The sequence below is a fragment of the Oceanithermus profundus DSM 14977 genome (genome assembly GCF_000183745.1).
Lineage (GTDB): Bacteria > Deinococcota > Deinococci > Deinococcales > Marinithermaceae > Oceanithermus > Oceanithermus profundus.
In genome coordinates this window covers 2119667-2134632 of record NC_014761.1, presented here as the reverse complement: position 1 = coordinate 2134632, position 14966 = coordinate 2119667, and the positions used below count along the sequence as shown (strand labels likewise).

14 protein-coding genes are annotated in these 14966 nt (G+C 69.0%); 7 read left to right on the top strand and 7 right to left on the bottom strand.

Annotation, left to right across the window (positions count from 1 at the left end):
- The first annotated feature begins 1 nt into the window (after position 1).
- A complete protein-coding gene (locus tag OCEPR_RS10550) occupies positions 2 to 1165 on the top strand; it encodes an O-antigen ligase family protein (RefSeq protein WP_013458713.1) in 1164 nt (387 codons plus the stop codon).
- Here OCEPR_RS10550 and OCEPR_RS10545 read toward each other — a convergent pair.
- From OCEPR_RS10545 to OCEPR_RS10520, 6 genes are read right to left on the bottom strand one after another with little or no spacing between them, the layout of a single operon-like run.
- Positions 1100 to 2314 carry a polysaccharide deacetylase family protein gene (locus OCEPR_RS10545; protein WP_013458712.1) on the bottom strand — a complete coding sequence of 405 codons (1215 nt, stop codon included), beginning with the start codon at positions 2312 to 2314 and terminating at the stop codon, positions 1100 to 1102. The two genes, OCEPR_RS10550 and OCEPR_RS10545, sit on opposite strands and share 66 nt — an antisense overlap.
- On the bottom strand, positions 2311 to 3408 hold the full coding sequence (locus tag OCEPR_RS13055) for an MGDG synthase family glycosyltransferase (RefSeq protein WP_013458711.1): 1098 nt from the start codon (positions 3406 to 3408) through the stop codon (positions 2311 to 2313). The genes OCEPR_RS10545 and OCEPR_RS13055 overlap by 4 nt, the downstream gene beginning before the upstream one ends.
- A complete protein-coding gene (locus tag OCEPR_RS10535; RefSeq protein WP_013458710.1) occupies positions 3405 to 4538 on the bottom strand; it encodes an LptF/LptG family permease in 1134 nt (377 codons plus the stop codon). Before OCEPR_RS10535 ends, OCEPR_RS13055 begins: the two co-directional genes overlap by 4 nt.
- Positions 4539 to 4955 carry a 3-hydroxyacyl-ACP dehydratase FabZ gene (gene fabZ, locus OCEPR_RS10530; protein WP_013458709.1) on the bottom strand — a complete coding sequence of 139 codons (417 nt, stop codon included), beginning with the start codon at positions 4953 to 4955 and terminating at the stop codon, positions 4539 to 4541.
- A gap of 9 nt (positions 4956 to 4964) precedes the next feature.
- A complete protein-coding gene (gene mreB, locus OCEPR_RS10525; RefSeq protein WP_013458708.1) occupies positions 4965 to 5999 on the bottom strand; it encodes a rod shape-determining protein in 1035 nt (344 codons plus the stop codon).
- A 44-nt stretch (positions 6000 to 6043) separates the two neighbouring features.
- The gene (locus tag OCEPR_RS10520) at positions 6044 to 6673 is read right to left on the bottom strand and encodes an MBL fold metallo-hydrolase (protein ID WP_013458707.1); all 630 of its coding nucleotides are present in this window, start codon (positions 6671 to 6673) and stop codon (positions 6044 to 6046) included.
- 88 nt (positions 6674 to 6761) lie between these two features.
- Between OCEPR_RS10520 and OCEPR_RS10515 the strand changes: the two genes are divergently transcribed.
- The gene (locus OCEPR_RS10515) at positions 6762 to 7235 is read left to right on the top strand and encodes an Hsp20/alpha crystallin family protein (protein WP_013458706.1); all 474 of its coding nucleotides are present in this window, start codon (positions 6762 to 6764) and stop codon (positions 7233 to 7235) included.
- Positions 7236 to 7292: 57 nt separating this feature from the next.
- Here the strand turns inward: OCEPR_RS10515 and OCEPR_RS10510 are convergent, their stop codons facing one another.
- Complete coding sequence (locus OCEPR_RS10510) at positions 7293 to 8054, bottom strand: 3-hydroxybutyrate dehydrogenase (protein WP_013458705.1); 762 nt, start codon at positions 8052 to 8054, stop codon at positions 7293 to 7295.
- A 41-nt stretch (positions 8055 to 8095) separates the two neighbouring features.
- Here OCEPR_RS10510 and OCEPR_RS10505 point away from each other — a divergent pair, with 41 nt between their 5' ends.
- The 5 genes from OCEPR_RS10505 (at position 8096) to OCEPR_RS10485 (ending at position 14953) form a co-directional block, all read left to right on the top strand.
- Entirely contained in the window at positions 8096 to 8881 is a 786-nt protein-coding gene (locus OCEPR_RS10505; RefSeq protein ID WP_013458704.1) for an SDR family NAD(P)-dependent oxidoreductase, read from the top strand.
- A 131-nt stretch (positions 8882 to 9012) separates the two neighbouring features.
- Positions 9013 to 10794, top strand: a complete 1782-nt coding sequence (locus OCEPR_RS10500; protein WP_013458703.1) for an ABC transporter substrate-binding protein — start codon at positions 9013 to 9015, stop codon at positions 10792 to 10794.
- Positions 10795 to 10914: 120 nt separating this feature from the next.
- The gene (locus tag OCEPR_RS10495; protein WP_013458702.1) at positions 10915 to 11940 is read left to right on the top strand and encodes an ABC transporter permease; all 1026 of its coding nucleotides are present in this window, start codon (positions 10915 to 10917) and stop codon (positions 11938 to 11940) included.
- A gap of 10 nt (positions 11941 to 11950) precedes the next feature.
- Entirely contained in the window at positions 11951 to 12979 is a 1029-nt protein-coding gene (locus tag OCEPR_RS10490) for an ABC transporter permease (RefSeq protein ID WP_013458701.1), read from the top strand.
- Between the two features lie 195 nt (positions 12980 to 13174).
- The gene (locus OCEPR_RS10485) at positions 13175 to 14953 is read left to right on the top strand and encodes an ABC transporter substrate-binding protein (RefSeq protein ID WP_013458700.1); all 1779 of its coding nucleotides are present in this window, start codon (positions 13175 to 13177) and stop codon (positions 14951 to 14953) included.
- Positions 14954 to 14966 lie beyond the last annotated feature (13 nt).

The following is a 14966-nucleotide window of genomic DNA, read 5'->3' as shown; positions in this document are numbered from 1 at the left end:
CGTGCGCCCCCGTCTCGCCTGGCTGATCGCCCTCGTCCCCGTCTTCCCGCCGCTCTACCTGGCGGCCTTCGCCGCGCTGCGTTCCTGGCGGGCGCTGGGGCCGCTGGCCCGGGGGGTGGTGCTCTTCTACCTGGGCACCCAGCTCGCGGCCGCGCTGCTTGCGCCCGACCCGCTGGCCTCGGTGCCGCTGGCGCTCGTGCGGGGGCTGTTCGTGGTGGCCCTGCTTCTCGCCGGGGTGCGGCTCGCCGACCCGCGCTGGCTGCACTACCTGCTCGCCGGGCTCGCCGTCGTCTACCTGCTTGCCTTCTGGACGAGCTACGACGCCTTCGGCGCGCAGTTCCTGGCGCGCCGGCTCGTCCACCCCTACTACACCACGGTCTCGATCGGGCTGGCCGGGGCGGTAGGGGTGCTGCTGGCCCTCGACTGGCGCGGTCCGGCGTGGCTGCGCCTGGGGGTGGGGTTGCTGGCGCTCGCGGCGCTGGCGTTCTCGGGGAGCCGGGGGGCGCTGGCGGTGCTGGTGGTGGGGGTGCTCGCGGCCGCGGCGGTGCGCGACCGGCGCTACCTCTGGGGGCTGGGGGCCGCCGGGGGGCTTGCGGGGCTCGGCTACTTCCTCCTCGCCTCCGGCGAGCGGGTGACCGCGCTGACGCGGCTCTTCTCGCTCAACCCCAACGGCCGCGACGTGATCTGGGAGCGGGCCTTCGCCGCCTTCGCCCAGCACCCCTGGGGCGGGGTGGGGCCCTACCAGCTGGGGCCCTGGCTGGTCGACCTCTACAAGCAGGGCTGCAACCTCTGGGTCGGGGCCCGCTACCTGGGCCTGGGCTGCCCCGACTGGCTCGAGCCCTTCTACGGCGCCTGGCTGATCGCCCACAACCTGCTGCTGCACGCCCTGGGCGAGACCGGCGTGGTGGGCACGCTGGGCTTCCTCGCCCTGCTGGCGCTGGTGGGCTACGCCGCGCTGCGCGCGCGCGAACCGTTGCTGGCCGCGATCTTCTTCGGCTACCTGGTCATGAGCCTGGTGGACAACCCCATGGCCGTGCCCAGCCTGCACCTGGCCGAGGTGTTCTGGGTCGCCGGGGGGATGGCGCTGGCGCGCTCGGGGCTAGCCGTAGCGCTCGAGCAGGGTGGCGCGGTCGATGTAGACGAGCGTCGGCCAGACCCGCTTTAGCGGCGCGCCCCCGTAGAGCCGGTGCAGGAAGTGCATGTAGGCGCCCAGGAACCTGCGGCGCGCCGGCGGCAGCTCGACCGAGCGGAAGCCCACGGGGCCCAGGACCTCGTGGAACAGCGAGACCCCCCAGAAGACCTCGACGTCGGCCAGGTGCGGCCGCTCGCGCAGCGCCCGCGCCAGGTCGGGCACCGACTTCTTGAAGAAGCGGAAGGCGGTCAGCGAGCCGGCCTCGCCCGCCCGCGCCATCCGTTCGGAGTGCAGGTGCAGCTCGGCGGCGGGGGCGCCGGGGAGGACGCGGCCGCCGCCCGCGAGTTCGAGCGCGGGGCCGGGGAAGGGCCCCTTGGCCACGCGGAAGACGCTGTGGGCGCCGTAGTTCAGCTCCTCGACGCGGTAGAGGCGGTCGAAGAAGCGGTCGACCGTCGCCGCCCAGGCGCGCCGCGGCAGGTCGCGCCATGCGCCCCGGCGCAACCCGCGCAGCTCCCCCAGCGGCTTGGGGTGGAAGCCGCGCGCCCGTAGCTCCGCGAGCAGTTCGGGCAGCGCCTCGGCGGCGGTCCGCCCGCCGGGGCCGGCGTCGTGCATCACGACGACGTCGCCGGGCAGCGCGTCCCCGGCGACGCGGCGCACGACCGCCGCGGCGTCGTGGCCGGGGTGCCAGTCGTGGGCCTCGAGCGTCCACTGCACCGGCGTGAGCCCCAGCCGCCGCGCCGCCGCCATCTGCGCCCAGGTCCAGGCGCCGTGGGGCGGGCGGAAGAAACGCGGCCGGGCGCCGCTCAGGCGCTCGAGCGCCCGCGCCCCCCGCACCGCGTCGGCGTAGGCCTCCCCGGGGGTGCGCAGCCAGCCGTGGCGGTGGCGCCAGCCGTGCAGGGCCAGCTCGTGGCCCTCGTCCTGCAGGCGCGCGATCAGCTCGGGGTGGGCCTCGGCGCGTTCGCCGAGGACGAAGAAGGTCGCCCGCACGCCGGCCTCGGCCAGCGCGTCCAGCACCCGGGGCGTTGTCTTCGGGTCGGGGCCGTCGTCGAAGGTGAGGCCCAGCTCGGCCCGGGCGCTCCCCAGCCCCCGCTGCACCACCCCCAACCCCCAGCGCTGCCAGACCAGGTAGGGCAGCCCCCAGTAGAAGCCGGCGGCGCCCAGGAGTCCGGCCCAGACGTTCACCGTGCCTCCGCTTGCAACAGCGCGCGCGCGATCGCCTGCGCGGCCTCGGGCCGGCCCAGGGCCCGCGCCGCCGCGGCCATCTCCGCGCGCCGCGCTTCGTCGGGGATGAGGCGCGCAAGGCGCGACCGCAGCTCGCGGCCCTGGCGGATCCAGACGGCCGCGCCCCGCTCCTCGAGGAACTGGGCGTTGCCCTCTTCCTGACCGGGGATGGGGTCGAAGACGACCATCGGCACCCCCAGGGCCAGGGCCTCCGACGCGGTCAGCCCCCCCGCCTTGCCGACGATCCAGTCGGCGGCGCCCATCCACTCGGGGAAGTCGTCGCGCAGGCCGGTGCGAATCCAGCGCATCCGCCCCCGCTCCTCCTCGTGGGTGCCGTTGTGGTGGGGGTTGAAGGTGACGAGCTGCATGGGCAGGTCGAGGCTCAGCAGGACGCGCAGCACCCGCTCGTAGCTGCGGTAGGCGCCGGCGCCGCCGCTGGTGAGCAGCACCACCGGCCGCTCGTCGAAGCCCAGCCTGCGGCGCAGCTCGGAACGGTCGGGCAGCGCGGCGAAGGCGGGCAGGATGGGGATGCCCGTGACCTGTACGCGCTCGGGATCCACGCCGTGGCGCACCAGGTCCTCCGCGGTTTCGGGAAAGGCCGCGAAGATCAGGTCGGCCTCGGGCCGCGCCCAGTGGCGGTGGGCGCGAAAGTCGGTGACGACGAGGCTGTTCAGGAAGGCCTGCCCCGAGGTGCGGCGGGCGCGGTGTGCCACCGCGGCCACGGTGGCGTAGGAGGCCACCACGGCGTCCGGACGCGTGCGCCCCAGGAAGCGGATCACCCCGGCGAGGCCCGCCTTGCTGAAGGTTTCCGCGATCAGCTTGGGCTCGCTGGGGCGGTTGGACCAGTGGTAGAACCAGCGGTAGGCCGCGGGCCAGTAGCGCAGCCAGAAGGCGTAGGTGAGCGTCACCGGTTCGCGCTCCCAGGCGGGGATGAAGCGCAGGTAGTCGGCCTCGACGCAGTCGCAGCCCCCCTCGGCCTCGAGCGCCGCGCGCAGCGCCCGCGCGGCCTGGCGGTGGCCGCCCCCGAACGAGGCCGAGAGCAGCACCGCCTTCACCGGCGGATCAACCTCCAGCCCACGAAGGCGAAGAGCAGGTTGGCCCCCCAGGCCGCGAGCGCCGGCGGCAGCATCCCCAGGCCGCCCATCGAGCGGGCGAGCAGGAAGACCAGGTAGTAGCCCACCGCGATCATCACGCTCATCCCCATCGAGAGGCCGGGGCTGCGCCCGTAGTAGACGGCGAAGGGGAGCGAGATGAGCACGAGCACCACGTTCGCGAGCGGCAGCGCCAGCTTCGAGTGGAAGGCCAGCCCGGCGTCGGTGCGGTCGGCCGGGGCGAGCTTGGGGTCGGTGTAGCGCTGCCAGGCCTCGCTGAGGCTCAGGGTGTCGGCCGCAAGCGGGTCGGCGAAGTTGGCCAGCGCCTCGTCGCGGCTGAGGCCGACCTTGATCGTGGTGCTGGCCTCCTCGCTGCGCGGCACGCTGACGTTCTTGAAGACCTGCTGCAGCCGCGCGGGCAGCTGGGCGTCGCTGGCGTTCAGGAGGCCGTCGATGGCCGCGTAGTCCACGGTGTAGATGCGGTAGCCGGTGAGCTTCAGGTCGCGCCCCTGGTAGACGCCGCGGTCGGCAAAGATGACCGTGACCTGGCGGTCCTTCCACAGCTGCAAGCGCACGCCGGTCATGGCCCGGTGGGCCCAGTCGTATCCGGAGAAGAAGAGCTCGATGCCGTTCCCCAGGGGCACGGTCTTGCCGCGCAGGCGGTAGAGGCCGTGGCCCGGGGTGGTGAGCTCGTCGTACCAGTAGCCGCGCACCCGGGCGTTGCTCTCGGGCACGACGTTCTCCGAGAGGTAGAGCGAGAAGCCCGCGAGCAGGAAGCCCAGCAGCAGCACCGGCCGCAGCAGCCGCACCAGCGAGACCCCGCCCGCCTGGGTGGCCAGGACGGCCCCCTCGGTGGCCATGCGCCCGAAGGGGATGACCACGGCCGAGACGACGGCCATGGGCAGCACCTGAACGAGCACCCCGGGCACGTGGTAACCCAGCCAGGTCAGCACCTTGAGCACCGGGGCGCCGTCGAGCCAGCGGCTGCCGACGTAGAAGAAGCCGAAGAGGAAGACCGCCACGTAGAGCAGCGCCGAGACCAACAGGACCGGCACCACCTCCCGCAGGATGTAGCGGTCGAGGATCGTGAACATCTAGCGGCTCCGCACGACGAAGGTCAGTTTGGCGCGCGCCACCTCTTCGCCCTCGACCCGGGCGCTCACCTCCGACTTGCCGAGGCCGCGCCGGTAGCGCAGCGTGCCCTCGAGGATCAGGGTGTCGCCGGGGGTGACGGGCTTCAGGAAGCGCGCGTCGTCCACGCCGGCCAGGTAGGCGATCTGGCCGGCCGCGAAGTCGGGGCGGGTGGCCAGGCTGGCCACGCTCGCCTGGGCCATGGCCTCGACGATGAGGACGCCGGGCATGACCGGGTGGTCGGGGAAGTGGCCGGGAAAGAAGGGTTCGTTGAAGGTGACGTTCTTGAGCACCTTGAAGCGTTCGGGGTCGGCCTCCAGGATGCGGTCGATGAGCAGGAAGGGGTAGCGGTGGGGCAGCAGCTCGAGGATCTCGTGCACGGCGGCCTCCTAGCGGCGCAGGACCGAGTCGGAGGAGATCAGGGTGTCCTTGAGCACCGGGATCATCTCCAGCGCCTTGCCGGTGCCGTAGGCCACCGCGTCGAGGGCGTTCTCGGCGACGATCACGGGCACGTTGGTGGCCTCCTGGAGCATGTGGTCGAGGTTGCGCAAAAGCGCCCCGCCGCCCGAGAGGAGGATGCCGCGGTCGACGATGTCGGAGATCAGCTCGGGGGGCGTGGCCTCGAGCACCCGCCGCACGCCCATGACCAGCTTCTCCAAGGGCTCGGCCAACGACTCGACGACCTCGTCGGTGGTGACCTCGACGGTCTTGGGCAGGCCGGTGACCACGTCGCGCCCGCGCACCTCGGCGACGAGGCGGTCCTCGTCGGAGAGCACCTTGGCGGCGCCGATCTTGATCTTGACCTCCTCGGCGGTGCGCTCGCCGATGAGCAGGTTGTGGGCGCGGCGCACGTAACGGATGATCGACTGGTCGAACTCGTTGCCGGCGATGCGCAGCGACTCGGACTGGACGATGCCGCCCAGGCTGATCACGGCGATGTCGGAGCTGCCGCCGCCGATGTCGACGACCATGCTGCCCGCGGGCGCGGCGATGTTGATGCCCGCGCCGATCGCCGCGGCCAGGGGTTCTTCGATCAGGAAGGCGCGCTTGGCCCCGGCGTCGACGACCGCGCGCACCACGGCCATGCGCTCGACCTCGGTCACGCCGCTGGGCACGCCGACCATGACCTGCGGCTTGAAGAAGCGCGCCATGGGCGAGAGCACCTTCTTGAGGAACATGGTGAGCATGCGCTCGGTCAGGGTGTAGTCGGCGATCACCCCGTCCTTGAGCGGGCGCACCGCGATGATGTTGCCCGGCGTGCGGCCCAGCATTCGGTACGCCTCGGCGCCGACGGCCTTGACGTCCTTGCTGTCGCGCACCATGGCGATGACGGAGGGTTCGCGCAGGACGATCCCTTTGCCGCGCACGTACACCAGCACGCTGGCGGTGCCCAAGTCGATTCCGATATCCTCGCCCCTAAACATATCGCCTCATTCTAAACGAAGCTGCAGTAGACGCCCATGAGGAGCTAGCCGAGCCAGTCTTGCACGAAGGGGTTGCTGCGCCGCTCGGCGGCCAGGGTGGTCGCGGGGCCGTGGCCGGGGTAGACGCGGGTGGCCTCGGGCAGCTCGAAGAGGCGCCGGATCGAGCGTTTCAGGTCGTCGAGGTTTGCGCCGGGAAGGTCCCAGCGGCCCACGCCCCCGGCGAAGAGCAGGTCCCCCGCGAAGACCGCCTCCGCCCCCGCCTGGTAGAAGGCGACGTGGCCGGGGCAGTGGCCGGGCAGGTGCCGCACCTCGAAGCCCGGCCCGTAGGTCAGCGGGCCCTCGGCCAGGTCCACCAGGGCCGCGGTGGGCGGCGGGTCGATGAACAGGCCCCAGCGCATCGCCGCAGCCGCCGCGCGCTCGTAGACCGGGCGGGCGGCGGGGTGCAGCAGTACGGGCAGGTCGTGGGCCTCCACCACCGCCCGCACCGCGCCGACGTGATCGAAGTGGGCGTGGGTCAGCAGCACGGCCTCGGGCCGCGCCCCGCTGCCCCGCACCCAGGCGAGCAGCCGCTCGGGCTCGTCGCCGGGGTCGACGAGCACCGCCCGCTCCGGATCGTCCCAGACCAGGTAGGCGTTGGCCTGCAGGGGGCCGAAGGCGCGCGTTTCGATCCGCATCCCCCGCAGCCTAGCACGCCATACTTGACACAATAAGGCTCATATGATATGCTCCGTAGTGGAGGAGATAATAGGAGGAGGTGATGGTATGGCTCTGGTGAAGCGCGAGATTCGCCCGACCGCTGAACTCACCCCCTTCCGCACCTGGGGTCCGATGAGCTTATTCGACGAGTTCAACCGGCTCTTCGAGGAGACCTTGGGCGACCTCGGCCGCGTGACCGCGCCCAGCACCTACGTGGCGCCGGTGGACCTCTACGAGACCGACGACGCGCTGGTGCTGGAGATGGCGGTCCCCGGGCTGACCGCGGAGGAGATCGACATCAGCCTCGAGGGCAACAAGCTGACGATCCGCGGTGAGCACAAGCCGGTCGAGGATCAGGGCGTGCGCCGCTACTACCTGCAGGAGATCCCGCACGGCACCTTCGTCCGCAGCTTCACCCTGCCGGTGGAGATCAGCAGCGACGAGGTGAAGGCCGAATTCAAGAACGGCATGCTCAAGCTGACCATGCCCAAGGTCGAGACCGCGCGCGCCAAGCGGATCCCCATCTCGGTCGCTCAGTAAGCACGGGAGTCGGATCCGCTCGGGCGGCCGGCCCGGCGAAAGCCGGGCCGGTTCGTTTTAGCGCGCCGTCCAGCCCAGGTCGACGGGCAGGCAGCCGCCGGTGATGGCGCCGGCCTCGTCCGAGACCAGGAAGGCCACCAGCGCGGCCACCTCCTCGGGCTCGATCAGGCGCTTGATGGCGGCGGGCTCGAGCATCACCCGCCCGACCACCTCGCCGGGGTCCAGGCCCAGGTTCGCCGCCTGGTCCGCGATCTGGCGCTCGACCAGGGGCGTTCGTACGTAGGCGGGGCAGACGGCGTTCACCGTCACCCCGGCCTCGCCGGCCTCGAGCGCCGCGGCGCGGGTGAGGCCGAGGAGCGCGTGCTTGGCCGTGACGTAGGCGGCCTTGTAGGGGCTGGCCACGGTCGAATGAATCGAGCCCATGTTGACGATCCGGCCCCAGCCGCGCTCCTTCATCTCGGGCAGAAATGAGCGGATCAGCTGGAAGGGGGCGGTCACCATCACCTGCTGCATCGCCTGCCAGACGTCCAGGGGGAAGCGCTCGAGCGGCGCGACGTGCTGGAAGCCGGCGTTGTTGACGAGGACGTCCACCCGCCCGAAGGCCCGGCGGGCCTCCACCGCCAGGCGCCAGACTTCCTTCGGGTCCGAAAGGTCGGCCTGGACGAAGGCCGCGCCGAGCCGCGCCGCCTCCTGCGCGCCGGCGGGCTCCTTGTCGCAGATCACCACGCGGTACCCCTCCGCGGCCAGCCGTTCGGCCACGGCGCGGCCGATCCCCCCGGCCGCCCCGGTCACCAGTGCGGTTCGCTCGCTTTTCGCCATGCTTCAGGATAGCGCGTGCCAGAATGGGGGCAGGAGGCCCCGTGAAGGAACCCCGGCTGGCCGAGTTGATCGCGCTTGACGGCAAGCGTGCGCTGGTGACGGGCGCCGCAGGCGGCATCGGCCGCGCGGTGGCGCTGCGCCTCGCCGAGGCGGGGGCGGAGCTCGTCCTCGTCGACCGCGACCGCGAAGGGCTCGAGCGCCTGCGCCGCAAGCTGGACGGGAGGGCCGAGGCCTACGCCCTCGACCTCGCCCAGAAGCCGGCGATCGACGCGCTGTGGCGCGACCTCGCGGGGCGGGCGCCCGAGCTCCTCGTCAACAACGCCGGCGTCTACGCCTTCCGCGACCTGCTCGAGGTGGACGAGGCCTTCTACCGCCGGCAGATGGCCGTCAATCTCGACGCCGTCTACTGGATGACCCAGGGCTTCCTGGCCGCCCGCGAGGGGCGTTCGGGCGCGCTGGTCAACGTCGGCTCGATCGAGGCCTTCCTGCCCTTCGCCCCCGGACTGGCGCACTACGACGCCGCCAAGCTGGGCGTCGTCGCCCTCACCCGCGCGGTGGCGCGCGAGTACGGCCCGCGCATCCGCGCCAACGTGGTGGTGCCCGGCGGCGTCGCCACCGAAGGGGTGCGCCGCCTGCGCAAGCAGGCCATCCTGGGCGTCGAGCTCGGGAAGGTCGGCGTGGCCTACAACTTCAACCAGCGGTTGCCCCTGCGCCGTTTCGGCCGCCCCGACGAGGTGGCGCGGGCCGTCCTCTTCCTGGTCAGCGACCTCGCGAGCTACGTGACCGGCGCGGTGCTGGCGGTGGACGGCGGCTTCCTCTCGACCTGAGCGCCGGCCGCAGCCGGCCCCCGCGGGCGCTGGGGCCGCTGCAGCATGCATTTTTCTGCACGGTATGCCCCCGGTATTCATCGGCCGGGTGTTATACTACGGAGCGACCGTAAGGTACGAAAGGAGCACATATGAAAAAACACTTGCTGAAGATTCTGGCTCTAGGTCTGGTCGGTTCCATGGCCTTCGCCGCCACCGGCCCCGACACGTACGTCCAGATGACGTTCGGTGAGGTCGACTCCCTCGACCCCGCCCAGGCGTACGACACCGCTTCGGGCGCGATCCTGGAGAACATTTACGAAACGCTCTACACCTACAAGGGCGAGAGCATCACCGAGTACCAGCCGGTGCTGGCCACCGACTACTCGATCAGCGACGACGGCAAGACCTACACCTTCAAGCTGCGTCGCGACGTGCTCTTCCACAGCGGCAACCGCATGACCTGCCGCGACGTCGAGTACTCGATCGAGCGCCTCCTGGTCACCAACCCGGGCGACTCGGCGGGCTGGTTCTACGCCGAGAGCCTGATCGGCTACGACGGCGTCAACGCCAAGGACTACTTCGGCGACAACCCCTCCCAGGCCGACCTCGACAAGTACTGGGAAGCCATCGACAACTCGGTCCAGTGCGTGGACGACTACACCGTCCAGTTCCACCTGATCAAGAAGGACCCCTCCTTCTTCGTCAAGCTGATGTACACCGCCTCCTCGATCCTCGACAGCAAGTACGCGATCGAGAACGGCGAGTGGAGCGGGACCAAGGCCGACTGGTACGACTGGGCCGGTAAGGACCTGCGCGACGGCTTCCTGCACACCCACGACGCCGGCACCGGCGCCTACAAGCTGGTCAAGTGGGACGGCAAGGACGTCATCGCCGAGCGCTTCATCGGCTACTGGGACTACGCCAACAAGCCCCAGATGAAGACGATCATCATCAAGGTCGTCGACGAGGAAGCGACCCGCATCCAGGCCCTCAAGGCCGGCGACGCCGACCGCATCACCGTCAACAACCGCGCGACCCTGGACACCCAGATCCGCGGCATGGCCAACGCCAAGGTGATCGAGTCCGACAAGTGGCTGGGCGCCGCCGCCTCGGCCGTCTTCTTCAACCAGAAGATCGCCGCCCAGGACAACCCGATGATCGGCTCCGGCCAGCTCGACGGCAACGGCATCCCCGCGGACTTCTTCAAGGACGTCAACGTCCGCAAGGCCTTCGCCTACAGCTTCGACCAGGACGCCATCATCAACGACCTCTACCTCGGTAAGGCCGTGCCCCTCACCATGGCGCTGCCGCCCTCGTTCCTCGGCTACGACCCCAACATCCCCATCTACAACCTGGACATGGACAAGGCCGAGGAGTACTTCAAGAAGGCCTACGACGGCAAGCTCTGGGAGACCGGCTTCACGATGACGATCGCCTACAACTCGGGCAACACCACCCGCCAGACGGTGGCCGAGATCCTCAAGGCGAACATCGAAGCCCTGAACCCGAAGTTCAAGATCAACGTCAAGGCCATGCCCTGGCCGCAGTTCCTGGCCGCCTACAAGAACGGCCAGCTGCCGGCGCTGGTGCTGGGCTGGGGCGCCGACTACGCCGACCCCGACAACTTCATCTACGTCTTCTACCACTCGAACGGCTACTTCGCGAAGAAGGTCGGCTACTCGAACCCCGAGATGGACAAGCTGATCGAAGAGGCCCGCTCCATCACCGACCCGGCCAAGCGCGCCGAGCTCTACAGCAAGGTTGGCTACCTGGCCTACGAGGACGTCCCCGTCCTGCCGCTGCCGCGGCCGACCGGCTGGATGGTGCTGGCCAAGAACGTCTACACCAAGGGCGCGCCCGAGGGCATGGACGTCTACAACAACCCCATGCGCTCCGGCTCCTTCCTGTGGAAGGACATCATCAAGAAGTAGCGTGAACGCCTAGAACCTTTTCCGCGGTAGAGGGTGCCTGCGCACCCTCTACCGTCTGCTGTATAACAGGGAACGTGCGCGCTCGGCGCGCTTTTGAGTCCGGTCTTTTGGAGGCTTACGTTGACCACCTTCATCGTTCGCAGGTTGCTGCAGCTCCCGATCGTGCTGCTGGCGATCTCGCTGCTCATCTTTGGGATGATGCAGTTCCTGACCCCGGAACAGCGGGCGGCGACCTATGCGAAGTCGGAGCAGCAGGCCAAGAACCTCGACCTCATCATCCGTCAGTACAACCTCGATCAGGGCTTCCTGGTGCAGTACTCGACCTGGCTCAAGCAGGTTCTGCGGGGGAACCTGGGGTACTCCAAGCAGTCGCACGAGCCGGTCGTGACCACCATTCGTAAGCGGCTGCCGGTTTCGGCCGAGCTGGCGCTGTACATGTTCTTCCCCACGCTGCTCTTCGGCGTCTGGATGGGCACGATGGCGGCGATCCACCGGGACCGGTTCGTCGATCAGGTGGTGCGCGTCTTCGCCATCATCGGTTGGTCGCTGCCCACCTTCGTGCTTGCGATCTGGATGCTGGCCGTCTTCTACGGCTACTTCAAGCTGTTCGGCATCGGACGCGCCGATGACAGCATCATGGTGGAGTTCGCCAAGGGCACCCTCAAGGCCTACACCGGGATGATCACCATCGACGGGATCCTCAACGGCCGTTGGGACGTCACCTACTCGGCGCTGAAGCGCCTGGTGATGCCGGTGGCGACCTACACCATCGTCGCCAGCGCCCAGATCATGCGCGTGCTGCGCTCGAGCATGCTCGACGTGCTCAACTCCGACTACGTGCGCACCGCGCGCGCCAAGGGGCTGCCCGAGCGCGTGGTCAACCTCAAGCACGCGCGCCGCAACGCCATCATCCCGGTGGTCACCATCGCCGGGCTGATGTTCGCCTTCATGCTCGAGGGCGTCTTCTTCATCGAGATCATCTTCAACATCCCCGGCCTGGGGCAGTGGGCCGTGCCCGCGGCGATCCAGCTCGACTTTCCCGCGGTGATCGGCATCGCCCTCCTCACCGGCCTCGTGGTCTCGATCGCCAACCTGGCCGTCGACATCCTCTACGGCATCATCGACCCCCGGATCAGCTTCCAATGAGGAGGACGTGGTGAACCCCCAAGAGATGAAACCTCAGCGCGAAGCCTGGTACCGCTCGAAGACCTTCAAGCGTTTCCGCCGCAACCCCTTGGCGATCGTAGGTTCGGTGCTCCTCCTCGGCTTCGTGATGGTCGCTTTCTTCGCGCCCGCCATCACCGCGCCCCAGCTGGCCGAACTCCGCACCGCGCGCCCCTGTTTGCGCGACCTGGGCATCAAGAAGGACGAGGCCCTGAGCGCACTGCGCAACCCCCTGAACCCCGTCTTCTGGAAGGCCACGCTGGCCCCGCCCCCGACCTGCTACGAGATCCCTCGCGACGGCTACTCCCCCCTGCCCAAGCCGCCGTCCGAAAAGCACCCGCTGGGGGTTTCCGGCGGGAGCTACGACATCCTCTACGGCCTCGCCTGGGGGACGCGGACCGCCTTCTACGTCGGTTTCCTGGTGGTGGGCATCAGCCTGGCCATCGGCATCGTGATCGGCGGACTGTCCGGATTCATCGGGGGCACGGTGGACAACCTGATCATGCGGATCACCGACGTGATGCTCTCCTTCCCCGGCCTCGTCTTCGTGATGATCGTTTCGGTCATCTTCGGAAGCGGCCTGACCACGGTAATGCTGGCCCTGGCGCTGATCCGCTGGGCCGGGTACGCCCGCTTCTTCCGCGGCGACATCCTGCGCACCAAGGCGCAGGAGTTCGTGGACGCCGCCCGCGCCATCGGGGCGAGTCCGCTGCGGGTCTTCCTCAAGCACGTCTTCCCCAACGCCATCGGCACGCTGCTGATCCTGGCCAGCATGGACGTGGGCTCGATCGTGCTCACCGCGGCCGGGTTCTCCTTCCTCGGCCTGGGCGCGCCCGTCGGCTACGCCGACTGGGGGCAGATGATCAGCTTCGCCCGCGGCTACATCCTCGGTACCGCCGAGGGCACCCCCTTCGACTTCTGGTACGTCTGGATCTACCCCAGCCTCATGCTGGTGCTCTTCGGTCTCGCCTGGAACCTCCTCGGCGACGCGGTCCGCGACGCGCTGGACCCCAAGAGCTAGAACCGACGGCGCACCACCGGACCCGGCGGACCCGCCGGGTCTTTTTCCATACAACTTTCCGGCTCCCCGCTATGGCAGGGACATTTCCAAGAGAACCAATGTTTTCCTTGGTTATCGGACATTCAGAGCTCCCGTCCTTACATGAAAGGAAGATGAATGGTAGCATGGGCCCGTATAAATTACGAAAGGAGACGCATGAAAAAGCATCTGATTGCCGCGATCGCGCTGGCCGTACTGGGCGGGGCGTTCGCGGCCACCCCCCAGGACACCTACGTCTACATGCAAAACGCCGTCTTCGATTCGCTCGATCCGGTGCAGGCCTACGACGGGGCCTCGATCGGCGTGATCGAGAACATCTACGAGACGCTCTACAGCTTCAAGCGCGACGTCCCGGGCGAGTACGAGCCCACCCTGGCGACGAGCTACGAGGTCAAGGACGGCGGCCTCACCTACGTCTACCACCTGCGCAAGGGCGTGAAGTTCCACTCGGGCAACCCGATGACCTGCCGCGACGTCGAGTACTCGATCGAACGCATCCTGGTGACGATGCCGGGCGACTCCGGCGCCTGGTTCTACGGCGACGCCCTCACCGGTTACGGCAACGACGCCCTTACCGAGGCCAAGAAGGCTCTGGGCGAGAACGCCTCGCAAGATGAAATCGACAAGTTCCTCGACGCCTACTGGGAAAAGATCGAGGGCAGCGTCGTCTGTGACGACCTCTACACCGTCCGCTTCAACCTCGCCGGCCCCGACGTGGCCTTCTTCGCCAAGATGCTCTTCACCGCCGCGGGCGTGGTCGACAGCAAGTGGGCCATCGCCCACGGCGCCTGGAGCGGCACCAAGGACGACTGGAAGGACTGGATCGGCGTGGACCTGCGCACCGGCTACCTGCACAACCACGCCTCGGGCACCGGCCCCTACATGCTGGTGAAGTGGGACGACAAGAACATCGTCGCCAAGGCCTTCGACGGCTACTGGGGCGAGGCGCCGGCGATCAAGAACGTGCTGGTGCAGGCGGTGGAGGAAGAGGCCACCCGGCTCGAGGCCCTGCGCCGCGGCGACGCCGACCGCGTGGACGTGAACGACTGGGCCACGGTCAACGCCAAGGTGAAGCAGATGGCGGGCGTCAAGGTCTGGTCCGACCCGGCCTGGTCGCCGGCGGGGGCGCACGTCGTCTTCTTCAACTTCAACGTGCAGGGGGAGAACAACCCCTACATCGGCTCGGGCAAGCTTGACGGCAACGGCATCCCGCGCGACTTCTTCGCCGACGTCAACGTCCGCAAGGCCTTCGCCTACAGCCTGGACCAGGACGCGATCTACAACGACATCTACGAGGGCAACGCCGCCTGGTACACCATGGCCCTGCCGCCCACCTGGCCCGGCTACGACCCGGACATCCCGATCCGCAAGCTCGATCTCGACAAGGCCGAGGAATACTTCAAGAAGGCCTGGGGCGGCCAAGTCTGGGAGAAGGGCTTCCGCCTCACGATCACCCACAACGCCGGCAACACCGTGCGCCAGGCGGTGGCCGAGATGCTGAAGGCCAACATCGAGAGCCTCAACCCCAAGTTCAAGATCGACGTGGTCCCGCTGCAGTGGTCCGACTACCTCAAGGCCGCGCGCGCCAAGTCGCTGCCCGTCTGGCCGCTGGGCTGGGGCGCCGACTACGCCGACCCCGACAACTTCATCCACCCCTTCTACCACTCCGAGGGCTCGCTGGCGAAGCGTCAGAACTTCAAGGATCCCGAATTCGACAAGCTCATCGAGTACGCGCGCACCCTGGTGCGCCCTGATCAGCAGGAAGAGCGTTTCGCCATCTACCGCAAGATCGGGCGCATGGCCTACGACGTGCTGCCCAACGTGCCCTACCCGCGGCAGTCGCCGTTCATCGTGACCCGCGACGACCTGCAGGGGGTCTACTACAACTCGATGATCAGCGGCGCCTTCTACTGGAAGGACCTCAGCAAGAAGTAACCCGTCCGGGCGC